The following is a 20,446-nucleotide window of genomic DNA, read 5'->3' as shown; positions in this document are numbered from 1 at the left end:
TCCGATGCCGCAGTCCAAGGGCAGCATCTTCCACCGGCTGTACGTCGGCAACGGCGCGTTCGACATCGTCGGCAAGCGCAAGCGCTGGTACGTCCTGTTCGGCGTGGTCCTGCTGATCTGCATCGCGTCGATCCTGTTCCGGGGGTTCAACCTCGGCATCGACTTCACCGGCGGTACCCGGCTCCAGATGCCGGCGAACTCGGCCTCGGGCACGATCAGCCAGGAAGCGGTCAAGGAGAGCTTCGCCGAGGCGCTCGGCGAGGAGCCGACCTCCGTGCAGGTGGTGGGCACCGGCGAGGCCGCGACCATCCAGATCCGCTCGGAGACGCTCGACGCGGGTCAGGTCACCGCCGCCAAGGCGGCCCTGAACGACGACCTCAAGCCCACCGGCGGCCTGGGGTCGATCAGCGACAGCGCCGTGTCCGCCTCGTGGGGCGGTGAGATCACCACCAAGGCGCTGATCGCGCTCGCGGTGTTCTTCCTCGCGGTGGCGATCTTCCTGGCGCTGTACTTCGAGTGGTCCATGGCCGTGGCCGCGCTCGTCGCGGTGATCCACGACGTGGTCATCACGGCCGGCATCTACTCGCTGGTCGGCTTCGAGGTCTCGCCGGCGACCGTCATCGGCCTGCTCACCATCCTCGGGTTCTCGCTCTACGACACAGTCGTGGTGTTCGACAAGGTCAAGGAGAACACCAGAGGACTGCTCGGCCTGACCAGGCGGACCTACGCCGAGGCGGCGAACCTGGCCGTGAACCAGACCCTGATGCGGTCCATCAACACGTCGCTGATCGCGCTGCTGCCCGTGGTGGGCCTGCTGGCGATCGGCGTGGGCCTGCTCGGCGTCGGCACCCTGAAGGACCTGGCGCTGGTGCAGTTGACCGGTATGGCGATCGGCGCGCTGTCGTCGATCTACATCGCCACCCCGGCGGCCGTGGACCTGAAGATGCGCGACCCGCGCTACCGGGCGCAGGCCGCACGGGTGCGGGCGCGGCGCGACAACCTGGCCCGCAAGGCGTCGGGCGAGGTCGCGACCGGCGGCGACGTCGTGGAGTCCACGGACGACGAGTCGCTGAAGGCCGAGCTGCGCCGGGAGAAGGCCCTGACCGCCGCTGCCGGCGTGCCCAACCGCACCGGCAAGGCCGAACCCCGCCGCCGCCCGACCGGCAAGAAGCACCGTTGAAGCTGGACCGGGCCCTCGGGCTGATGCGTGAGGTCCCGGACTTCCCCCGACCGGGGGTCGTGTTCCGGGACCTCACGCCCGTCTTCGCCGACCCCGACGCGCTGCGCGCCGTGGTGGACGCGCTCCAGGGCGAGATCCACCCGGACACGCAGCTCGTCGCGGCCGTCGAGTCCCGGGGCTTCCTGCTCGGGGCGGCCCTGGGCTACGGCTGGCGCTACGGCGTGGTGCCGCTGCGCAAGCCGGGCAAGCTGCCGGCCGTCGCGCACCGGGTGTCCTACGACCTGGAGTACGGGACGGCGACCCTGGAGCTGCCCGCCGACGCCATCGCCCCCGGTCAGCAGGTCGTGGTGGTGGACGACGTGCTCGCCACCGGCGGCACCGCCGCAGCGGCCTGCACCCTGGTGGAACGGGCCGGCGGCGTGGTCACCGGCGTCTCGGTGGTCCTGGAGATCCCGGCGCTGGGCGGCCGGGACCGGCTCGCGGGCCGGTCGGTCAACGCCCTCGTCTCCACCTGACCGGGGGGTGCCGGGGCACTCCCGGCACCACTCGATCGGGCGAACGACCGGTGGGACCGAAGTCCGACCTGCTGTTCGTCGTGTGAAGTTCGCCGCTCACCGGTCCGTCGCCCGGACTCACCGCGCGACGGAGCTATCCTCGGTTCCTAGCCCCGAGGAGCGTGGTTGAGCCAGGACACCGAACCCGCCGCGCCGACGCCGCCCGTGCCCGCACGGCCCCCGTCGGCCACCAGGCGCGTGCGCGCACGTCTCGCCCGCCGGATCACCGCCCAACGTGCCGCCCCGGTGAAGCAGGTCCTGGAGCCCCTCGCCGCGGTCCACCGGGACCTGCACCCCAAGGCCGACCTGGCCCTCCTCCAGAACGCCTACGACGTGGCCGAGGAGAAGCACCGCCCGCAGCGGCGCAAGTCGGGCGACCCCTACATCACGCACCCGCTCGCGGTGGCCACGATCCTGGCCGAGCTGGGCATGGACACCACGACGCTGGTGGCCGCCCTCCTGCACGACACGGTGGAGGACACCGACTACTCGCTGGACCAGCTCCGGATCGACTTCGGCAACGAGGTCGCGCTGCTGGTCGACGGCGTCACCAAGCTGGACAAGGTCAAGCTGGGCGCGGCGGCCGAGGCGGAGACCATCCGCAAGATGGTCATCGCCATGGCCAAGGACCCGCGGGTGCTGGTCATCAAGCTGGCCGACCGGCTGCACAACATGCGCACGATGCGCTTCCTCCCGCCGGAGAAGCAGGCCCGCAAGGCGCGCGAGACGCTGGAGGTGCTGGCACCGCTGGCGCACCGGCTCGGCATGGCCACGGTGAAGTGGGAGCTGGAAGACCTGGCGTTCGCCATCCTCCAGCCGAAGAAGTACGACGAGATCGTGCGCCTGGTCGCGAACCGCGCCCCCTCCCGCGACACCTACCTCAGCGGCGTGATCAACGAGCTGACCTCGCAGCTCGAAGGCGCGCGGATCACCGCCAAGGTCGAGGGCCGCCCCAAGCACTACTACTCGATCCACCAGAAGATGATCGTCCGGGGCCGCGACTTCGACGACATCCACGACCTGGTGGGCGTGCGCATCCAGGTGGACGAGGTCCGCGACTGCTACGCCGCCATGGGCGTGGTGCACGCGCTGTGGCAGCCGATGCCCGGCCGGTTCAAGGACTACATCGCCCAGCCCCGGTTCAGCGTCTACCAGTCGCTGCACACGACCGTGATCGGCCCGGACGGCAAGCCGCTGGAGGTGCAGATCCGCACCTACGACATGCACCGCACGGCCGAGTACGGCATCGCGGCGCACTGGCGGTACAAGGAGACCCGGGGCACGCACAGCGGCAAGGGCGTCGAGGTCGACGAGATGGCGTGGATGCGCCAGCTCCTCGACTGGCAGCGCGAGGCCGCCGACCCCGGCGAGTTCCTGGAGTCGCTGCGGTTCGACCTGGCCGCGCGGGAGATCTTCGTCTTCACGCCCAAGGGCGACGTGGTGACGCTGCCGACCGGGTCGACGCCGGTCGACTTCGCCTACGCCGTGCACACCGAGGTGGGGCACCGCTGCATCGGCGCGCGCGTCAACGGCCGGCTGGTCGCGCTGGAGCGCAAGCTGGAGAACGGCGAGGTCATCGAGATCTTCACCTCCAAGGCGGAGGGCGCGGGTCCGTCCCGCGACTGGCTGTCGTTCGCGGCCTCGCCGCGGGCCAAGGCGAAGATCAAGCAGTGGTTCGCGAAGGAGCGCAAGGAAGAGGCCATCGAGGTCGGCAAGGACGCCATCGCCAAGGAGGTGCGGCGGGTCGGGCTCCCGCTGCAACGCCTGGTGTCGGCGGACTCGATGGGCGCGCTGTCCAAGGAACTGCACTACCCGGACGTCTCCGCGCTGTACGCGGCGGTGGGGGAGGGGCACACCTCCGGCCGGCACGTCGTGCAGCGGCTGGTGGCCCAGCTCGGCGGGGTCGACCACGCCGAGGAGGAGCTGGCCGAGCGGTCCACGCCGTCCACGGTCGCGCGGCGGCGGGTCACCGGCGACGCGGGCGTCATCGTCAAGGACGCGGCGGACGTCTGGGTGAAGCTGGCCCGGTGCTGCACGCCGGTGCCCGGTGACGACATCCTCGGGTTCGTCACCCGGGGTGGCGGGGTTTCGGTGCACCGCACGGACTGCACGAACGCCGACGAGCTGCTGAAGACGCCCGAGCGGTTGCTGGACGTCGAGTGGGCTCCGTCGTCGTCCTCGGTGTTCCTGGTGGCGATCCAGGTGGAGGCGCTGGACCGGCACCGGCTGCTGTCGGACGTGACGAAGGTGCTGGCGGACGAGAAGGTCAACATCCTGTCCGCGTCGGTCACCACGTCCCGGGACCGGGTCGCGGTCAGCCGGTTCTCCTTCGAGATGGGCGATCCGAAGCACCTCGGCCACGTGCTGAAGGCCGTTCGGAGCGTCGAAGGCGTGTACGACGTGTACCGGGTGACGTCGGCGTCCTGACCCGGTCCCGCCGGCCGGCGGGACGCGTCAGCGAAACGTCGTGGTGCGGTGCCATGATCCACCTGCCGGGTGCCTCGCGCACCCCGGCGGGGAAGACGAAGGGGCCCGGCTCTCCTCTCCCGAGGGCCGGGCCCCTGCGCGTCCGGGGTCGTCCTCGACCCGCGCCCGCACCGCCGAGGCCGCCCACCGCGCCCACCGCGAACGCGACCCCGCTGCGACGTCCTGTCCGCCGTGCTCGGCACCAAAGCCCACTACCGGCACCCGCCCCGGGTCCCGGCGACCGCGAGGTCGGTGTGCCGTGCCGGAAAAGCGGAAGGGCCCAACCCCCTCGCGGGAGTCGGGCCCTTCCTCGTCCGGGTTCGGTCAGGCGATGGTGACCGACTCGAACTTCACTTCTTTGTTCGGCTTCCCGCCACCGGGCGACGGGTCGAACGCGCCGTCGTGGCCCGCGCGGGCCACCTCGTCGATCAGCTTCAGGCCGTCCTCGTCCAGGCTGCCGAACACCGAGTAGTCCGGCGAGAGCTGCGCGTCGCCGTAGACGATGAAGAACTGGCTGCCGTTGGTGCCCTTGCCGGTCTCCTGGTCCTTGCCCGCGTTCGCCATGGCCAGGTAGCCGCGCCCGTAGGTCAGCTCCGGCCAGGTCTCGTCGTCGAAGGCGTAACCGGGGCCACCGCTGCCGCTGCCCGACGGGTCGCCGCACTGGAGCATCTGGAGGCCCTCGGTGCCGATCCGGTGGCAGCCGACGCCGTTGTAGTAACCCTGCTGGGCCAGGCTGATGAACGAGTTCACCGCGCACGGGGCCAGCGAGCGGTCCAGGGTCACCTTCAGGTCGCCGATGTTCGCCTTGACGGTGGCGGTCGCGGTGCCGGTGGAGGAGATGCCGGACGCCTCGGGGGCCTTCGTGCCCTCCTTGGCCGCCGGCTCCTTCGAGGCCCGGTACTCGCAGTTCACCGGGTCGGCGAGCGGGGCCGTGCGCTTGGGCAGCGCCTTGACCTCGGTCGGGATCTGGATCGGGGCGGCCGAGCTGGAACTGGCCGCCGCGTCGGTGTCCCCGCCGCCGAAGTCCGCGGTGGTCAGGAAGTACACCCCGCCCGCGACCGCTACGACGAGCACGACGGTCAAGCCCACGGCGAGGACTCGGCGCCGCTTCGCGCGCTCCGCCCGACGGACGAGCTGGCGCTCCAGCTTCCGCTTGGCCTGCTCGCGGCGCTGCACGTTGGTCGGCACCTGCAACCTCCCCTGTTCTCGCGTCGACCGGCGACGATCGGTCAGCAGTCTAGGGGGCTCGTATATAGCTGGTGTCAGGCGGATAGGCTGGTGAGCAGGTCCACCGGCATCTGTTGCCGTTCCGTTGCCGTCGAGAGGTGTCCGCGTGCTGGTGATCGGGTTCCCCACCGGCGCTCTCCAGGCCAACTGCTTCCTGCTCGCGACCGGGCCCGGCGGGCCGTGCGTCGTGGTCGACCCCGGCCAGGACGCGACCGAGCCGCTGGCCGAGGCGCTGCGCGAGCACCGCCTGTCCCCGGTCGCGGTCCTGCTCACGCACGGGCACTTCGACCACACCTTCTCCGTCGCGCCCGTCTGCGACGGCAACGACGTGCCGGCCTGGATCCACCCGGCCGACCGCGCGCTGCTGTCCGACCCGCTCAAGGGGATCAGCGCGGAGTCGCGCGCGTTCTTCGGCGGGAACCTGGAGATGCGCGAGCCGCGCGAGGTGCGGGAGCTGTCCGACGGGGTCGAACTCGACCTGGCGGGGCTGCGGCTGACCGTCGACCACACCCCGGGCCATACCGGCGGGTCGGTGATGTTCCGCGCCGACACCGAGGAGGGCGGCCGGCTCGTGCTGTCCGGCGACACCCTCTTCGCCGGTTCCATCGGACGCACCGACCTGCCGGGTGGCGATCACCGGTCCATGCTCGCGTCACTGCGCACGAAGGTGCTGACGCTGCACGACGAAACGGTGGTCCTGCCCGGCCACGGACCCACGACGACCATCGGCCGCGAGCGCGCGGGCAACCCGTTCCTGCTGGAACTGGGCGACGACGCGCCGGCCGCACCGCACCGAGGACTGTAATCACCGTGACCGCGTTCTCCGCCCCCAAGGGCGTCCCGGACTACCTCCCGCCCACCTCCGCCGGCTTCGTCGCCGTCCGCGACACCCTGGTGGACTCGGCCCGCCGCGCCGGGTACGGCTACGTGGAGCTGCCCGTCTTCGAGGACACCGCGCTGTTCGCGCGCGGCGTCGGTGAGTCCACCGACGTGGTGACCAAGGAGATGTACACCTTCACCGACCGGGGCGACCGGTCGATCACGCTGCGCCCCGAGGGCACGGCGGGCGTGATGCGGGCCGTCATCGAGCACGGCCTGGACCGGGGTCAGCTCCCCGTCAAGCTCGTCTACGCCGGGCAGTTCTTCCGGGCCGAGCAGCCGCAGGCGGGCCGGTACCGGCAGTTCCACCAGGTCGGCGTCGAGGCGATCGGCGTGGACGACCCGGCGCTGGACGCCGAGGTCATCGCCATCGCCGACGAGGCGTTCCGGCGGATGGGCCTGACCGGCTACCGGCTGGAGCTGACCTCGCTGGGCGACGCGTCGGACCGGCCCGCGTACCGCGAGCTGCTCCAGTCGTTCCTCGCGGGGCTGCCGCTGGACGCGGACACGCGCCGCCGCGCCGCCATCAACCCGCTGCGCGTGCTGGACGACAAGCGGCCCGAGGTGCGGGCCCTGGTGGAGGACGCGCCGCTCATGCGCGACCACCTGTCGGACGGTTCGCGCGAGCACTACGAGGCGGTCAAGGGCCACCTCGCGGACCTGGGCGTGAAGTTCGTGGAGAACCCGCGGATGGTGCGCGGCCTGGACTACTACACCAAGACGTGCTTCGAGTTCGTGCACGACGGCCTGGGCGCGCAGTCCGCCATCGGCGGCGGCGGGCGGTACGACGGCCTGATGGAGCAGCTCGGCGGGCAGCCGCTGTCCGGGGTCGGGTTCGGCCTGGGCGTGGACCGCTCGCTGCTGGCGTGCGAGGTCGAGGGCCTGCGGCTGGGCGACCTGACGCGGTGCGACGTGTACGGCGTGCCGCTGGGGGCAGCCGCGAAGACCCGGTTGGTGGCGCTGTCCGCCGCGCTGCGCGCGGTGGGCGTGCGGTACGACCTGGCGTACGGCGGCAAGGGCCTGAAGGGCGCGATGAAGGGTGCCGACCGGTCCGGTGCGCGGTTCGCCCTCGTGCTGGGCGAGCGGGACATCGAGGCGGGCGTCGTGCAGCTCAAGGAGCTGGCCACCGGCGAGCAGCGCGAGGTGCCGCTCGCGGACGTGGTGGACTCGGTGCGGGAGGCGTTGGGCCGGTGAGCGAGGAGCAGATCCCCCTGGACCTGCTGGACCCCGCCGCGGTGCGCAAGCGCGCCCGGACGGTGGGGATCGGCGCGGTGATGGTGGCCGCCGCGTTCGGCGGGTTGCTGGGGCTGCTCGCCGGGCGGACCGCGGGGCTGGTCACGGCGGCCGTGTTCGCCGTGCCGCTGCTGCTGCTGGCGTGGTCGGAGGCGCGGCGGCGGGTGTGGCTGGCGGGCCACGTGCTGTCCGTGCGCGCCTTCGGCACCCGCTCGGTCGACCTGCACGCCGCCGACCAGGTGGACCTGCTGGTGACCGACCTGCGCGGCAGCCGGACCGTCGGGCTGCTCGTGCGCGGCGGCGGCAAGGCGATCAACCTGGCGCTGGCGATCTACGCGGGCACGGGCGGCCGGGAGCAGGGCGTGTTCGGGCTGCGGAAGCTGGCGGACGTCCTGGCCGGTCGCGGCGACGCGCAGGGCCTGGTGTTCGCCGACCTGCTCGTGGCGCAACTGCGCGCGGAGGCGCGTGGCGTGGCCGCCGCCGACCGGCCGCTCTACCGGCTGGGCTCGCTGGCCCCGACCGGGCGGCTGGCGCAGAAGCTCAACCCGGACGCCGTGTCGCGGTTCGTCTCGACCCTGGACTGACCGACGTGATGCTCTGCGCGGGACTTGCCCGCCCACCGCTGTCGGCAGACCGGTCCGCCCGCGAGATCAAACGCTGCCTTAAGCGCTGCATCGCCCGATAGCTCTGCCGACAACTCGAAACCCACCACAAGCACTCGACGCGTCAGAGGAGTGTCCTGCTCGGGACGGACCGTCCGGGGACGTCGGCGCGCGGTCAGTCGTCCGGCAGGCCCCACGTGCCCTTCGGCGGCGAGGGGGACTGGGTGGCGGTGGCGTCGGTGGTCGGCGGGGTGCCGCCGATGAAGCGGACCAGGGACTCGTCGTGCTCCACGCGACCCGGGAACGGGTCGCCCGCGGTGCGCCGGACCAAGTCGGCGATCGGCAGTTCCAGGTGGGAGCCCAGCAGCACGAAGTTGCCGAACCGCCGGCCCCGGAAGACGGCCGGCTCGGCCATCACGCACACGTGCCGGAACACCGCGCGGACGGTCGCGGCCTGGGCCTTGGCGAACGCGAGCCCGCCGCCGTCGCCGATGTTGGCCGCGTAGACGCCGCCGCCGCGCAGGGTGCGCGCGGCCAGCTCCACGAACTCCGCGGAGGTCAGGTGCGCCGGCGTCCGCGCGCCCGCGAACACGTCGGTCACCACCAGGTCGAAGGTGTCCTCCGGGGCCTTCTCCAGCACCGCCCGCGCGTCGCCGTGGCGGATCTTCACCCGCCACCCCCGGTCCAGCGGCAGCAGGCCGCGGACCAGGTCGATCAGCGCCGCGTCGACCTCGACGACCTGCTGCGTCGAACGCGGCCGGGTGGCGGCGATGTACCGGGGCAGCGACAGCCCGCCGCCGCCCAGGTGCAGGGCGCGGACCGGCTCGTCGTCGGGTGCGATCAGGTCGGCCACGTGGCCGAGCCGGCGCAGGTACTCGAACTCCAGGTGGCGCGGGTCGTCCAGGTCCACGTGCGACTGCGGCGTGCCGTTGAGGCGCAACGTCCACGCGCGCGGCACGTCCGGGTCGGGGACGAGTTCCGCGATACCCGAGTCGACCTCCCTGGTGATGGTCTCGTCGGCTTTCCGGGTGCGTCCCACGCCCCCGATTATCCCGGTGGCCGCCGGCCGCGCCGCCGCCGGTCGCCGGAGGGCGGTCCGTCCGCGACGCGGGCGACGACCAGGGCCCTTACCAGGGCTTCCCGGCGGGTCAGCCGAGGCCCCGGTCCCCCGGCCGGGGGACCGGGCGGCCCGGCCGTCGCCACGGTCCCTTGGCCGGGTCGTAGCCGGTGCGCAGGTCACCGGTCACCCGCCGCCGCCACGCCGGCTCCTGCGGTTCGTCCCAGGCGGGTTCGTCCCAGTCGTCGTACTCGTCTTCCCCGGCGGCGGCGTCGTCGTCGGGCTCGGGTTCCGGTTCAGGCTCGGGCTCGGGCTCGGGCACCGTCTCCCGGCTCGCCAGGTACGCCGCCAGCGCCGTCGTGACCGGCACCGCCGCGACCAGGCCGATGCTGCCCACCAGGGTTCGCACGATCTCCTGGGCGACCTGCTGGGCGGTGAGGATCTCGCCCAGGTCCCGGCCGGACAGCGAGAACGCCAGCAGCAGCGGCAGCGCCGTGCCCGCGTACGCCATGACCAGCGTGTTCACCACGGAGGACAGGTGGTCGCGGCCGATCCGCGAGCCGGCCGCGTACAGCTCGCGGAACCCGAGCGCCGGGTTGGCCCGGCGCAGCTCCCACACCGAGCTGGTCTGGGTCACCGTCACGTCGTCGAGCACGCCCAGCGCGCCGATGATCGTGCCCGCGAGCAGCAGGCCCCGGGTGTCGATGCCGTGCCCGAGCAGCGACACCAGGTTCGCGGTGTCCTCGTCGAGCCCGGTCAGCTTGCCCAGCGCCGAGAACAGCACGCCGAGCACGCCGATCAGCACGAGGCTCACCAGCGTCCCCAGCACCGCCGTGGACGTCCGCGCGGACACCCCGTGCGTCAGGTACAGCACCACGAACATGATCAAGCCGGCCCCGACCACGGCCACGGCCAGCGGGTCCTCGCCGGCCAGGATCGCGGGCAGCACGAACAGCACCAGGACCACGAAGCTCAGGGCCAGCGCTCCCAGCGCCGCCAACCCCTGCCAGCGGCCGAGCAGCAGCACGGCCGCCACGAACAGCACGGCCAGCAGCAGCATCGGGAACCCGCGCTGGAAGTCCGCGAGCTGGTAGGACTGGCCGGCGTTCGGATCGCCGCCGCCGTAGGAGAGCACCACGGCGTCGCCCACCGCGAACGTCGGCGAGGACGGCTGGTCCGGCACCGGGATGCGCACGTCGCGGCCGGGCGCGAAGCCGTCGGCCATCCGGACGGTCACCAGCACGCACCCGGTCGCGCCGGGCTGGTCGGCGTCCGGGCCGCACCCGCCGCGCACCACGGCCGTCACCTCGCCGCGCACCGGCACCTGGGCGAGGCCCGCCTCCGCGCCGGTGGGCTGGTCGTGGTCGAACGGGTAGAGCACCAGCGCGCCGACCACCGTGGCCAGCACCAGCGGCAGCAGCAGGACCAAGAGGAGTCTGCGGACCGGTGCGGAGGCGGGCGCGGCGTGGCGGCCGTGGCCATGGCCGTGCCCGTGTGCGGTGGTCTGGTCCTTGGCGTGCACGGCGCACATCCTGCCCGATCACCGGGCCCGGCTCGCGTCGAGCCGGGCCGGCCGGGGACGGAGCGCGCACCGGCGCGCACTCCGGTCCACAGTGGACGGTAGTGGTCCCGGTGTCCGACATGCGGACACTTCGGTGCGAATTTCGGGTCGGGGTCTTCAACCCGCCGGGTCGCGGTGCCACAGTCCCTGGGGTGACCAACTGGACTCCCAACCACGGCCAGGACTTCGAACCCGTGCCCTACCGGCCCGCGCGGATGTCCGCCGGGCAGTCGCTGCGCACGGCGGCCGAACTGCGCGCCCGGATGGACGAGCGGCGCACCGTGCGCATGTTCTCCCCGGACGCCGTGCCCACCCAGGTCGTGCTGGACGCGATCGCCGTCGCCTCGACCGCGCCCAGCGGGGCGCACCAGCAGCCGTGGACCTTCGTCCGCGTGGTGGACCCCGAGGTGCGCAAGGCCATCCGCGCCGCCGCCGAGCACGAGGAGCGCATCTCCTACGACGGCCGGCTGGGCGAGGAGTGGCTCGACGCGCTGCGCCCGCTGGGCACCGACGACGTGAAACCCCACCTCACCGACGCCCCCGAACTGCTCGTCGTGTTCCAGCAGCGGTTCTACCTGGAGCCCGATGGCAGCAGCCGCAAGCACTACTACGTCGACGAGTCGGTCGGCATCGCGGTCGGCATGCTGCTCACCGCGCTGCACCTGGCCGGGCTCGCGGCGCTCACCCACACGCCCTCGCCGATGAAGTTCCTCGGCGAGGTGCTCCACCGGCCGCGCAACGAGAAGGCGTTCGCGGTCATCCCGATCGGCTACCCGGCCGACGACTGCGTGGTGCCCAACCTGGTCCGCAAGACGCTGGACCAGGTCGTGGTCACCGTCTGACACGACCCGACGGCCGCGTCCCGGAAGTCGCCGACCGTCCACAACGGACAGTCGGGGTCGGCGGCCGGGTCGAGCGCCCGCGCGGCGGCGAGCTCGGCCCCGGTGTGGATGCGGCCGTACCCGGGTACCCGGGGTGTGCCGAGGTGCGCCGCTGGTTCTCGCGACAGCGTCGTCGTGCCGGTGCTCTCGGCCCCGGCCACCACGACCCGGGCGCACCACCCCGCCCGGGTCGCGGGGGCCAGGTGGTGCCCGCACGCTGTCGGATCGGCGGCGGGAGAACTCGCCCGGCACCGACGAGGGTGTGAATTCCGTCATGCCGCCATCGGCTTCCCGCGCGACGACACGGGTCCAATTCCGCAGGCCCAGCACGCGCGGCACGGTAAACCCCAGGTAAAGCACGGCGGTGGGCCGCATGCCCCGGTAGGCGTACAACGGAACGTAGATCATGTCCACGACGGCGTCACCCACTGGACCGGCGTGGTGCGGCTGACCGGCAGCGCGCTCGACACCCCTGTGCGATCACGCCCATCACCCGTACGCGGCCAGTGCCGGGTAGACGACCTGGAGCCCCGAGTCCGCGTACGGGCCGCCGGTCACGAACAGCACCAGGAAGGCGATGTTGTCGAAAATCCCGATCGGCCGGTTCTCCGGGCTCTGCCAGGCCGCCAGCCACACGCAGAGCGCGCCCATGACGAAAACCGCCATCTCGCTCCAGCTCGTGGCGACACCGCCGACGGCCGCCGCGAAGGTGGTGCGGGGTCGGAAAACGATGTCCGGCAGTGACGCCGGTAGTCCGTTTGACGGGTTTTCGAACACGTGTTCGAATGTGGACATGCGATGGGACGGGCAGAAGGACGGGACTGACCGGCAGCAGGTCCTGCCGGGGTTGCCGGGGCTGGTCCGCAGCGTGCGCACCCCGGAGTTCGCCGACGTCGTGTTCCACGAGGTGCGCGCCAAGTCGGTGTTGACCAAGGTCGCCGGCGACGGCCTGCCGTTCGGGTGGACGGTCAACCCGTACCGGGGCTGCACGCACGGGTGCACCTACTGCCTGGCCGGCGACACCCCCGTGCTGCTGGCCGACGGCCGCACCAAGCCGATCGCCGAGCTGGCCGTGGGCGAGGAGGTCTTCGGCACGGCCGAGGGCCGGTACGTCCGGACCCGCGTGCGGGCGCTCTGGACCACCGTCAAGCCCGCCTACCGGCTGACCCTGGAGGACGGCACGCAAATGGTCGCGAGCGGCGACCACCGGTTCCTCGCCGAGGACGGCTGGCGGCACCTCACCCCGGGTCGCTGCGATGACTTCGAGGAGCGGCCCTTCCTCGCGAAGGGCGCGCGGCTGGTCGGCACCGGCCGCTTCGCCGCACCGCCGACCGTGAACGACGACTACCGGCGCGGCTACCTCTGGGGCGTGGTGCGCGGCGGGCTGCCCGGCGACCCGGACGTGCTGGCGCGGGCGAAGGAGTACTCCACCGGTCGCATCCCGCGCGAGAGCGAACTGGTCGAGTGGCCGACGACGCCCGACGACGACTGGTCCAAGGGCTTCCTCGCCGGGCTGTTCGACTCGCGCGGCACCGCGACCGGCGAGGGCCTGGTGCTGTCCAGTTCGGACAGCTCGGTGTTCGAGGCGGCCGTGCTCGCGCTGATGCGGTTGAGGATCGGTCACGTCGTGGAGGTGCGCGGCGTGCGGATCACCGGTGGGCTCGCCGAGCGGCTGCGGTTCCTGCACCTGGTGGCACCGGTGGCGGCGCGCGGGAACGCCGTGGCGGGCACGGCGGTTCCGCGCCGGGCGCGGCTCGCGGTGGTGGCGGTCGAGGCGCTGGGCGTGTCGCGCACGCTCTACGACATCACCACCGGTACCGGGGACTTCGTCGCCAACGGCCTGGTCAGCCACAACTGCTTCGCCCGCAACTCGCACACCTACCTCGACCTGGACGCCGGGCACGACTTCGACACGCAGGTCGTGGTGAAGGTCAACGCGGCGGAAGACCTGGCCGCGCAACTGAAATCCCGCACGTGGCGGCGCGACCACGTGGCCCTGGGCACCAACACGGACCCGTACCAGCGCGCGGAGGGCCGCTACCGGCTGATGCCCGGGATCATCGAGGCGCTGGCCGGCTCGGGCACGCCGTTCTCCATCCTCACCAAGGGAACCGTGCTGTCGCGCGACATCCCGCTGCTGGCCGGGGCGGCGCGGCAGGTGCCGGTGGGCGTCGGCGTGTCGATCGCGCTGCTGGACCGGGACCTGCAAGCCGGTCTGGAACCGGGCACGCCGAGCCCGCGGGCTCGGCTGGAGCTGGTGCGCGCGGTGCGGGAAGCCGGTCTGCCGTGCGGGGTGTTCGTCGCGCCCGTGCTGCCCGGCCTGACCGACGACGTGGAGGGCCTGGACGCGTTGCTGGCGGAGATCGCGGCGGCCGGCGCGACCGGCGTGACGGTGCTGCCGCTGCACCTGCGGCCCGGCGCGCGCGAGTGGTTCACCCGGTGGCTGGTGCGGGAGCGGCCCGACCTCGCGGACCGCTACCGCCGGCTCTACGGGCGCGGTTCCCACGTCGACGCCCGGTACCGGCGGTGGCTCGCCGCCCGCGTCCGGCCGTTGCTGCACCGGCACGGTCTGGTGGCGAAGGGCAGCCTGGACGCGGTGGGCGTGCCGGGTGACGACGAGGGTGTGTGGCCGCAAGGCAGCCTGCCGTCGACCGCACCGCACCCGCGCGGCGTGGACCGCGAGCAGCTCACCCTGTTGTAGCCGGGGGCAAGCACGTCGCGGACACGGCGGCCTGCGGTCACACCGGCGTCTGCGGTGCTTGGTCCGGGTCACCGTGCCGATCCCGTGCCGCGCGCAGCCGCAGGCGGTCCAGGAACCTGATGGCCGGGGTCGCGGTGATCCCGTGCAGCACGATCGAGCCGATCACGACCAGCCCGACCACCCGCCAGATCGCCTCCGGATCGACGAACTGCCCGGCCTGGAGCGCGTACGCGACGTAGAACAGCGACCCGACACCCCGCACGCCGAAGAACGAGATGACGAACCGCTCGCGCGGTCCCGTCTTGCCGCGGGCCAGGGCGACCAGGCCGGTCACCGGCCGCACGACGAGGAGGACGAGCAGCGCCACCAGCACCTCCCGCCACCCGGTGCCCGCCAGCAGGCCGGTGACGGCCGCGCCGCCGAGCAGGAAGATGATCAGCACGGTGAGCATCCGCTCGATCTGCTCGACGTACTGGTGCAGGACGCGGTGGTAGCCGTGGGACCGCTCGCCCGCCCTGATCGTGCAGGCGCACACGAACACCGCGATGAAGCCGTAGCCGCCGACCAGTTCGGTGAGGCCGTAGGCGAGGAACGTCGCGGCGAGCGCCACGAACCCCTCCGCGTGCTCGGCCAGGCGGAACTTCTCCGACGGCGCGGCGAAGAACAGCTTGCGCAGCCCCCACCCGGCGACCAGCCCGACCAGGAGGCCGGCCGCGAGCCGCCACACCACGTCCACGGCGACCCAGTGCGGCAGCCAGGCGTCCGGGGCCGCGCCCACGATGCTGATGGCCACCGCCGCGTAGGTGAACGGGAACGCCAGGCCGTCGTTGAGGCCCGCCTCGGAGGTCAACGCGAACCGCGCCTCGTCCTCGCCCTCCTCGGCGTCGTCGGGGTTCTCCGCGGGCTCGGCGACCTGGACCTCGCCGGCGAGCACCGGGTCCGTCGGCGCGATCACCGCCGCGAGCAGCACCGACGACGCCACGCTCCACCCGAGCACGCCCCACCCCAGCAGCGCGATGGCGAGCACGGAGAGCGGCATCGTGATGGCCAGCAGCCGCCAGGTGGTGGACCAGCGGCGCAGGCCGACCGGCCGGTTCAGCGCGAGCCCCGCGCCCATCAGGGAGATGATCACGCACAGCTCGGTCAGGTGGAGCGTGATGGACCCGTGGTGCACGGGGTCGGGATCGGGCAGTGCGTCGAGGGTGGTGAACGCGAGCGCGCCCGCGCCCAGGAACACCATGGGCATCGAGATCGGCAACCGACCCAGTACCCGGGGCAGCAGAGCGGCCATGAGGGTGGCGACACCGACACTGGTGTAGACCACGGCACCGGAACCCGACACGAGACCTCTCTCCGCACGTGGGCCGGTCCGATCAGCGGCCGGCCACTCCCCGGCGAGTACCCGGCGGTGGTGGCACCAACCCCTCGGACCAGCGGTTGTGGCGCACGTCAAAGCCCGGCCGGGGGTTGCCGGACCGGGCTCCAGCAGTCACCGTACGTCGTACGGTACGATGTACGACATGAGTGCTGTGCCGGGTAGCGGGGCTGGGTTCGTGCCGACCGACGACGACGTCTCGGGTGTGTTGGAGTGGTTCGCGCGGTGGGACGCGCTGGCGGTGGCGAAGGACGTCGAGGCGATGGCCGGGATGGCGCTGTTCCCGGTCAACGCGGTGACCGACGGGTCGGCCGAGTCGTGGGACCGCGCGCGGTTCCTCAAGGACATGGCCGAGCAGCTCGGCGACGGCGAGGTCGGGATGGAGTCGGTGCGGACGCCGATCTTCCTCAACGCCGGCCTCGTGTTCGTGGTCACCGACGCGACCATCACGGTGGGGGAGTTCTCGCAGGTCGCGCGGTACGGCGACCTGCTGGTGAAGAAGGACGGCCGGTGGCTGTTCCAGACCATGGTCCAGGGCGGCTGGTGACGGCGGGCGCGTCCGCGACCGGGGCGCACGCCGGCCCGGACGACCCGGGCTGATCCGGAGGGGCGGGATTCCCATAGGAGCCCGCCCCTCCGCCGTGCTCGCCGTTCGGCGGACGAGCCGGCTGACCGGGTGGCCTCGGCGCGGCGGGAAGCCGAAGCCGCGTTCGGCGACGGTGCGGTCTTCTGCGAACCGCTGCTGGAGGAAGTCCGCCTCTGTGCGGAAGACCCGGCGCACGACTGGCGGCCGTCGACCGGCACCCTGCACCGCTTCCACGTGCCGGACGGCGTAAGAACCGACAGCGGTGTGGAGGACGGCAGCGTGGTCGGGGTGCACTACGACCCCCTGTCGGCCAAGGTCATCGCGTCGGCACCGACCCGGAAAGCCGTGATTCGCAAACCGGTCACCGCACTGGACCGGTCGGTCCCGCACGGGTTGGTCGCCAACCGCGAACTTCTCGTGCGGGTGTTGCGCCATCCGGCCTTCGCCGCCGGTGCCACCCACACCGGGTTCCTGGACCGGCACGGGCTCACCGAACCCCCGGTGGTGGACGTTCGGCCGGCCGCGCCGGCCGCCGCGTTGGAGCTGACCGCAATTCGTCGGACGAACCCACCGCTCGGGTGGCGGAATCTTCCGTCCCAACCGCAGAAAACCGTGTTCGAATTCCACGGTGAAACCGTGGGAGTGGCCTACCGGCACACCCGGCGCGGGGTGGTGACCGATCCCGGCGTGCACGTGGTGTCGACGTCACGCAGCGCAGTCGTGCTGGAGCGGGACGGGGTGCGGCGGACCGTGCGGGTGGCCGTGCACGAGGTTCCCCGAGCCGGGTCCCCGGGTGATCGAGGGCGGGACCGGAGCCCCGGTCCCGGGCACCGTCGTCCGGTGCTCGCCACGACCGGCGGCACGGTCGCCGAAGTCCTCGTGGCGGCGGGGGAGCGGGTCGACGTGCTCGCCGTGGTGGAGCCGGCGGCGGGACCGGTCGGGGTGGAGGACCGGTCGTGACGGACTTCGTGGAGAGCGACGAGCGGCGGGCGGTGCGCGGGGCGGCTGGGCTACCTGGGCGTGACCGTGCCGGAGGAGTGCGGCGGCGGTGGCTGCCCGGGTTCGCGGACGGCACGACCAGGATGGCGTTCGCGAACCCGGGCGGCGGCCGACGCCGTCGCCGGTGGTCGTGCCGACGGACGCGCTGGTGGGGGCCGAGGACGCCGGGTTGGCCCAGCTCTTCGCGGGGCTCGACCCGGAACGGGTCGTGGTGGCCTCCTTCGCCACCGGCCTGGCCCGCCGCGCGCTCGGCCAGGCGACCGACTGCGCCCGCACCCGTGCGGTGCGGGACACGCCGATCGGCGCGCACCAGGGCGTCGCGCACCCGTTGGCGCAGTGCGCGCTCCAGGTCGAACCCGCTCGGCTGATGACCCGGAAGGCCGCGGCTCTCTACGACGCCGGAGAAGACCGGGCTGCGGGTGAGGCGGCCGACATGGCCGAGTACGCGGCGGGTGAGGCGGTGGTGGACCAGGCCATCCAGGTGCACGGCGGGAACGGGCCGGTGTCCGAGTACGGACTCGGTGCCCCGCTCGCCGCGTCCCGGCTGTCCCGGATCGCCCCGGTGAGCCGCGAGATGATCCTGAACTTCGTGGCGCAGCACACCCTCGGGCTGCCGCGCTCCTACTGGATCAGGTCCACTGCCAGCGGAGTCCGACCACTCCCGGACCGAAGTCCAGGGCGACGGCGTACGCGTAGCCCCAGGTGTCCACCGGGGTTTCGCGCACGTCGGCGGGTTGGCCACCGGAGAGGTCGGTCGTGAACTGCTCGCACCGGATCGGGCGGCACCGCGAGTCGTACCGGACTTCCAGCACGTACTCCCGGACCGGGTGCCGGAAGCGGCGCGAGTGGGTGTTGTCGTAGGTCGGGTGGTGCGGCGCGACGTGGATGAGCTCGTACTCCACGGCGGTGCGCTCTCCCCTGCGCAGCGGCCGGTCGAACAACAGCTCGGCGATCATCAGACCGTTGCGCGGGTCGGCGGAGACCCGCCCCAGTCTGCACGAGCGCAGCGTGCCGATGACGGGCAGCGGGTCGCCGGGCAGCCGGGTGTCGTAGCCCAGCAGCACCCGGTCCACCCCCGCCCGCTCGGCGCGCAGCACCTGCCGCGACCGCACCCGGCGGGTGCTGCCGTCCATCGCCAGCTCCACCTGGTCCCGCAGGCTGAGCCGGGTCAGGTCCTGATCGGTGGTGGTGTCCACGTCCGCCAGCAGTTCGGCCACGGACTCGTAGTCGCTCGCGTGGGCCCACCCCTCGGGACCGGCCAACCGCATCCGGGGTCGTGCCTTCCCGCGTGGTCGAGGTGGGCCCAGCAGGGTGCTCAGGCCGCCTTCGCCGACCTCCAGGATCTCCTCCAGGTGGCCGACCGCGGTCAGCGAGTCGGGCCGCTCCGGTCGGCGTCGCCCCGACTGCCAGTAGCTCAGCGCGGCGATGCTGACCGCCACGCCGCGTGACCGCAGCTTGTGCTGGATGCGTTCCAGGCTGAGCCCTTTCGCGCGGATCGCCGATCGCAATGCGTCCGCGAAGGGGTCCGCTCCTGCGTCGATGCGTCGGGGATCGCGCACCCGCGATTCCGGTCCGACGACTGGCGTAGGCATCTCCGCTCCGTTCTCCCGAGGACAAGGCGAGCGACGTTATCGTGGGAAATCCTCCCAGGGGTACAGCCGATCGGGTTTCCCGACGTGAATTTAACCGAATCGGCGGGCAAAATCCGGTCGGCCGTGGAATGTTTGAATTCTCATTAACAGCAGCGCTGTGAAGGCGCGGTCCGGGCGATCGTCCCACCCGCACTGGGACGTCTGGTCGCTTCCCGGTACCCGAACCGCCGCATAGCCTCGAAGACGTGGGGTGATGTCTGGCACACCCCGCGCGGTCGCGGCCCCGCTCCCTGCCGCTCGCGGGAGTCCGACGACCGTTCCCTGCGAAGAACGGACACGAGTATGCGCAAGCTGAACCTGACCGCCGGGGCCGCCGTGGGCGCGGTCGCGCTCGCCCTGGTCGCCCCTCCCGCACAGGCCGCGGAGGGCGCGATCCTCTCCGCCGGGTCCGCCGAGGCCATCCCGAACAGCTACCTGGTGAAGCTGAAGGATTTCTCCGCGGCGAGTGCCGACTCGCTCGCCGCGCGCTTCGGCGGGCGGGTGGACCACATTTTCTCCACAGCGTTGAATGGCTTCTCCGCGACGTTGTCCGAGCGCGCCGCGAAGCGCCTCGCCGCCGACCCGGCGGTCGACTACGTGGAGCAGAACCAGGTGGTGCGGCTCGCCGCGACCCAGAACAACCCGCCGTGGGGCCTGGACCGCATCGACCAGCGCAACCTGCCGCTGGACCAGAAGTACACCTACAACAGCACCGGCGCGGGCGTGAACGCCTACGTCATCGACACCGGCGTGCGGATCAGCCACCGCGACTTCGGCGGCCGGGCCAAGAACGGCTACGACGCGGTCGACAAGGACAACGTCGCCCAGGACGGCAACGGCCACGGCACGCACGTCGCCGGCACCATCGGGGGCACCATCCACGGCGTCGCCAAGGGCGTCACGATCCACGCGGTCCGCGTGCTGGACAACAACGGCAGCGGCACCACCGCCGGTGTCGTCGCGGGTATCGACTGGGTGACCAGGAACCACGTCAAGCCGGCCACCGCCAACATGAGCCTCGGCGGCGGCGCGTCCACGACGCTGGACGACGCGGTGCGCAAGTCCATCACCGCGGGCGTCGTCTACGGCGTGGCGGCGGGCAACAGCAACGCCAACGCCTCCGGCTACTCGCCCGCACGGGTGTCCCAGGCGATCACCGTCGGTTCGACGACGAAGACCGACGCCCGGTCGAGCTTCTCCAACTACGGTTCGCTGGTGGACGTGTTCGCGCCCGGCTCGGACATCCTGTCCACCTGGCACACCAGCGACACCGCGACCAACACGATCAGCGGCACCTCGATGGCGACCCCGCACGTGGTCGGCGTCGTGGCCCGCTACCTCCAGGCCAACCGGGCGGCCACGCCCGCGCAGGCCGAGGCCGCGATCGTGAACGCGGCGACCACCGGCAAGGTCACCAACCCCGGCTCGGGCTCGCCGAACCGGTTGCTCCACTGGGCCCCCACGGCCTGACGCTCCCCGTGCGGGAGAACCCCGGCGCGCGACCCGCGCCGGGG

General features: G+C 72.5%; 17 protein-coding genes and 1 pseudogene. 12 read left to right on the top strand and 6 right to left on the bottom strand.

Features of this window, described 5'->3' with window-relative positions:
- Nucleotides 1-4 precede the first annotated feature (4 nt).
- The 3 genes from secF to AB0G01_RS21250 all read left to right on the top strand — a co-directional run bounded on the left by secF (nt 5) and on the right by AB0G01_RS21250 (nt 4,161).
- Entirely contained in the window at nt 5-1,180 is a 1,176-nt protein-coding gene (gene secF / locus AB0G01_RS21260; protein ID WP_360947995.1) for a protein translocase subunit SecF, read from the top strand.
- Entirely contained in the window at nt 1,177-1,695 is a 519-nt protein-coding gene (locus AB0G01_RS21255) for an adenine phosphoribosyltransferase (protein WP_360947993.1), read from the top strand. Before secF ends, AB0G01_RS21255 begins: the two co-directional genes overlap by 4 nt.
- Before the next feature lie 165 nt (nt 1,696-1,860).
- Nucleotides 1,861-4,161 (top strand): bifunctional (p)ppGpp synthetase/guanosine-3',5'-bis(diphosphate) 3'-pyrophosphohydrolase, encoded by a 2,301-nt coding sequence (locus AB0G01_RS21250; protein ID WP_360947991.1) that lies wholly within the window; start codon nt 1,861-1,863, stop codon nt 4,159-4,161.
- A gap of 363 nt (nt 4,162-4,524) precedes the next feature.
- Here the strand turns inward: AB0G01_RS21250 and AB0G01_RS21245 are convergent, their stop codons facing one another.
- Nucleotides 4,525-5,388: a peptidylprolyl isomerase gene (locus tag AB0G01_RS21245; protein ID WP_360947989.1), complete on the bottom strand. Its 864-nt coding sequence runs from the start codon at nt 5,386-5,388 to the stop codon at nt 4,525-4,527.
- Between the two features lie 145 nt (nt 5,389-5,533).
- Between AB0G01_RS21245 and AB0G01_RS21240 the strand changes: the two genes are divergently transcribed.
- From AB0G01_RS21240 to AB0G01_RS21230, 3 genes are read left to right on the top strand one after another with little or no spacing between them, the layout of a single operon-like run.
- Nucleotides 5,534-6,232, top strand: coding sequence for an MBL fold metallo-hydrolase (locus AB0G01_RS21240; protein WP_360947987.1), 699 nt, complete (start codon nt 5,534-5,536; stop codon nt 6,230-6,232).
- Nucleotides 6,233-6,237: 5 nt separating this feature from the next.
- Entirely contained in the window at nt 6,238-7,500 is a 1,263-nt protein-coding gene (gene hisS / locus AB0G01_RS21235) for a histidine--tRNA ligase (protein WP_360947985.1), read from the top strand.
- Nucleotides 7,497-8,123, top strand: a complete 627-nt coding sequence (locus AB0G01_RS21230; protein ID WP_360947983.1) for a hypothetical protein — start codon at nt 7,497-7,499, stop codon at nt 8,121-8,123. The genes hisS and AB0G01_RS21230 overlap by 4 nt, the downstream gene beginning before the upstream one ends.
- 193 nt (nt 8,124-8,316) lie before the next feature.
- On the opposite strand, the gene AB0G01_RS21225 is transcribed toward AB0G01_RS21230, so the two are convergent.
- Both AB0G01_RS21225 and AB0G01_RS21220 read right to left on the bottom strand, forming a co-directional pair.
- On the bottom strand, nt 8,317-9,180 hold the full coding sequence (locus tag AB0G01_RS21225) for a fused MFS/spermidine synthase (RefSeq protein WP_360947981.1): 864 nt from the start codon (nt 9,178-9,180) through the stop codon (nt 8,317-8,319).
- Nucleotides 9,181-9,289: 109 nt separating this feature from the next.
- Nucleotides 9,290-10,729: a YibE/F family protein gene (locus AB0G01_RS21220; protein ID WP_360947979.1), complete on the bottom strand. Its 1,440-nt coding sequence runs from the start codon at nt 10,727-10,729 to the stop codon at nt 9,290-9,292.
- Between the two features lie 245 nt (nt 10,730-10,974).
- On the opposite strand from AB0G01_RS21220, the gene AB0G01_RS21215 reads away from it, so the two are divergent.
- Nucleotides 10,975-11,601: a nitroreductase family protein gene (locus tag AB0G01_RS21215; RefSeq protein WP_360948144.1), complete on the top strand. Its 627-nt coding sequence runs from the start codon at nt 10,975-10,977 to the stop codon at nt 11,599-11,601.
- 528 nt (nt 11,602-12,129) lie between these two features.
- On the opposite strand, the gene AB0G01_RS21210 is transcribed toward AB0G01_RS21215, so the two are convergent.
- Entirely contained in the window at nt 12,130-12,306 is a 177-nt protein-coding gene (locus tag AB0G01_RS21210) for a nicotinamide mononucleotide transporter (RefSeq protein ID WP_360947977.1), read from the bottom strand.
- Nucleotides 12,307-12,433: 127 nt separating this feature from the next.
- Here AB0G01_RS21210 and AB0G01_RS21205 point away from each other — a divergent pair, with 127 nt between their 5' ends.
- Nucleotides 12,434-14,341: an intein-containing Rv2578c family radical SAM protein gene (locus AB0G01_RS21205; protein WP_360947975.1), complete on the top strand. Its 1,908-nt coding sequence runs from the start codon at nt 12,434-12,436 to the stop codon at nt 14,339-14,341.
- 37 nt (nt 14,342-14,378) lie between these two features.
- Here the strand turns inward: AB0G01_RS21205 and AB0G01_RS21200 are convergent, their stop codons facing one another.
- A complete protein-coding gene (locus AB0G01_RS21200; RefSeq protein ID WP_360947973.1) occupies nt 14,379-15,683 on the bottom strand; it encodes a cation:proton antiporter in 1,305 nt (434 codons plus the stop codon).
- Nucleotides 15,684-15,861: 178 nt separating this feature from the next.
- On the opposite strand from AB0G01_RS21200, the gene AB0G01_RS21195 reads away from it, so the two are divergent.
- The 3 genes and pseudogenes from AB0G01_RS21195 to AB0G01_RS21185 form a co-directional block, all read left to right on the top strand.
- Entirely contained in the window at nt 15,862-16,263 is a 402-nt protein-coding gene (locus tag AB0G01_RS21195; RefSeq protein WP_360947971.1) for a nuclear transport factor 2 family protein, read from the top strand.
- Between the two features lie 129 nt (nt 16,264-16,392).
- Nucleotides 16,393-17,262 (top strand): hypothetical protein, encoded by an 870-nt coding sequence (locus tag AB0G01_RS21190; protein WP_360947969.1) that lies wholly within the window; start codon nt 16,393-16,395, stop codon nt 17,260-17,262.
- 163 nt (nt 17,263-17,425) lie between these two features.
- Nucleotides 17,426-17,926, top strand: a pseudogene (locus AB0G01_RS21185) (acyl-CoA dehydrogenase); the annotation flags it as partial.
- Between the two features lie 4 nt (nt 17,927-17,930).
- Here the strand turns inward: AB0G01_RS21185 and AB0G01_RS21180 are convergent.
- Nucleotides 17,931-18,893 (bottom strand): hypothetical protein, encoded by a 963-nt coding sequence (locus AB0G01_RS21180; RefSeq protein WP_360947967.1) that lies wholly within the window; start codon nt 18,891-18,893, stop codon nt 17,931-17,933.
- Between the two features lie 342 nt (nt 18,894-19,235).
- Here AB0G01_RS21180 and AB0G01_RS21175 point away from each other — a divergent pair, with 342 nt between their 5' ends.
- The gene (locus AB0G01_RS21175) at nt 19,236-20,402 is read left to right on the top strand and encodes a S8 family peptidase (protein ID WP_360947965.1); all 1,167 of its coding nucleotides are present in this window, start codon (nt 19,236-19,238) and stop codon (nt 20,400-20,402) included.
- Nucleotides 20,403-20,446 lie beyond the last annotated feature (44 nt).

Origin of the sequence: Actinosynnema sp. NPDC023587 (assembly GCF_040640215.1) — a bacterium.
In the GTDB taxonomy this organism is placed as follows: domain Bacteria; phylum Actinomycetota; class Actinomycetes; order Mycobacteriales; family Pseudonocardiaceae; genus Actinosynnema.
This window is presented reverse-complemented; position numbering and strand designations above follow the sequence as displayed.

Excerpts from the sequence above, each read along its gene's own strand:
- secF (WP_360947995.1), top strand. The coding sequence starts at position 5 with ATGCCGCAGTCCAAGGGCAGCATCTTCCACCGGCTGTACGTCGGCAAC.
- AB0G01_RS21220 (WP_360947979.1), bottom strand. The coding sequence starts at position 10,729 with ATGTGCGCCGTGCACGCCAAGGACCAGACCACCGCACACGGGCACGGC.
- AB0G01_RS21215 (WP_360948144.1), top strand. The coding sequence starts at position 10,975 with ATGTCCGCCGGGCAGTCGCTGCGCACGGCGGCCGAACTGCGCGCCCGG.
- AB0G01_RS21210 (WP_360947977.1), bottom strand. The coding sequence starts at position 12,306 with ATGGCGGTTTTCGTCATGGGCGCGCTCTGCGTGTGGCTGGCGGCCTGG.
- AB0G01_RS21205 (WP_360947975.1), top strand. The coding sequence starts at position 12,434 with ATGCGATGGGACGGGCAGAAGGACGGGACTGACCGGCAGCAGGTCCTG.
- AB0G01_RS21195 (WP_360947971.1), top strand. The coding sequence starts at position 15,862 with ATGAGTGCTGTGCCGGGTAGCGGGGCTGGGTTCGTGCCGACCGACGAC.
- AB0G01_RS21180 (WP_360947967.1), bottom strand. The coding sequence starts at position 18,893 with ATGCCTACGCCAGTCGTCGGACCGGAATCGCGGGTGCGCGATCCCCGA.
- AB0G01_RS21175 (WP_360947965.1), top strand. The coding sequence starts at position 19,236 with ATGCGCAAGCTGAACCTGACCGCCGGGGCCGCCGTGGGCGCGGTCGCG.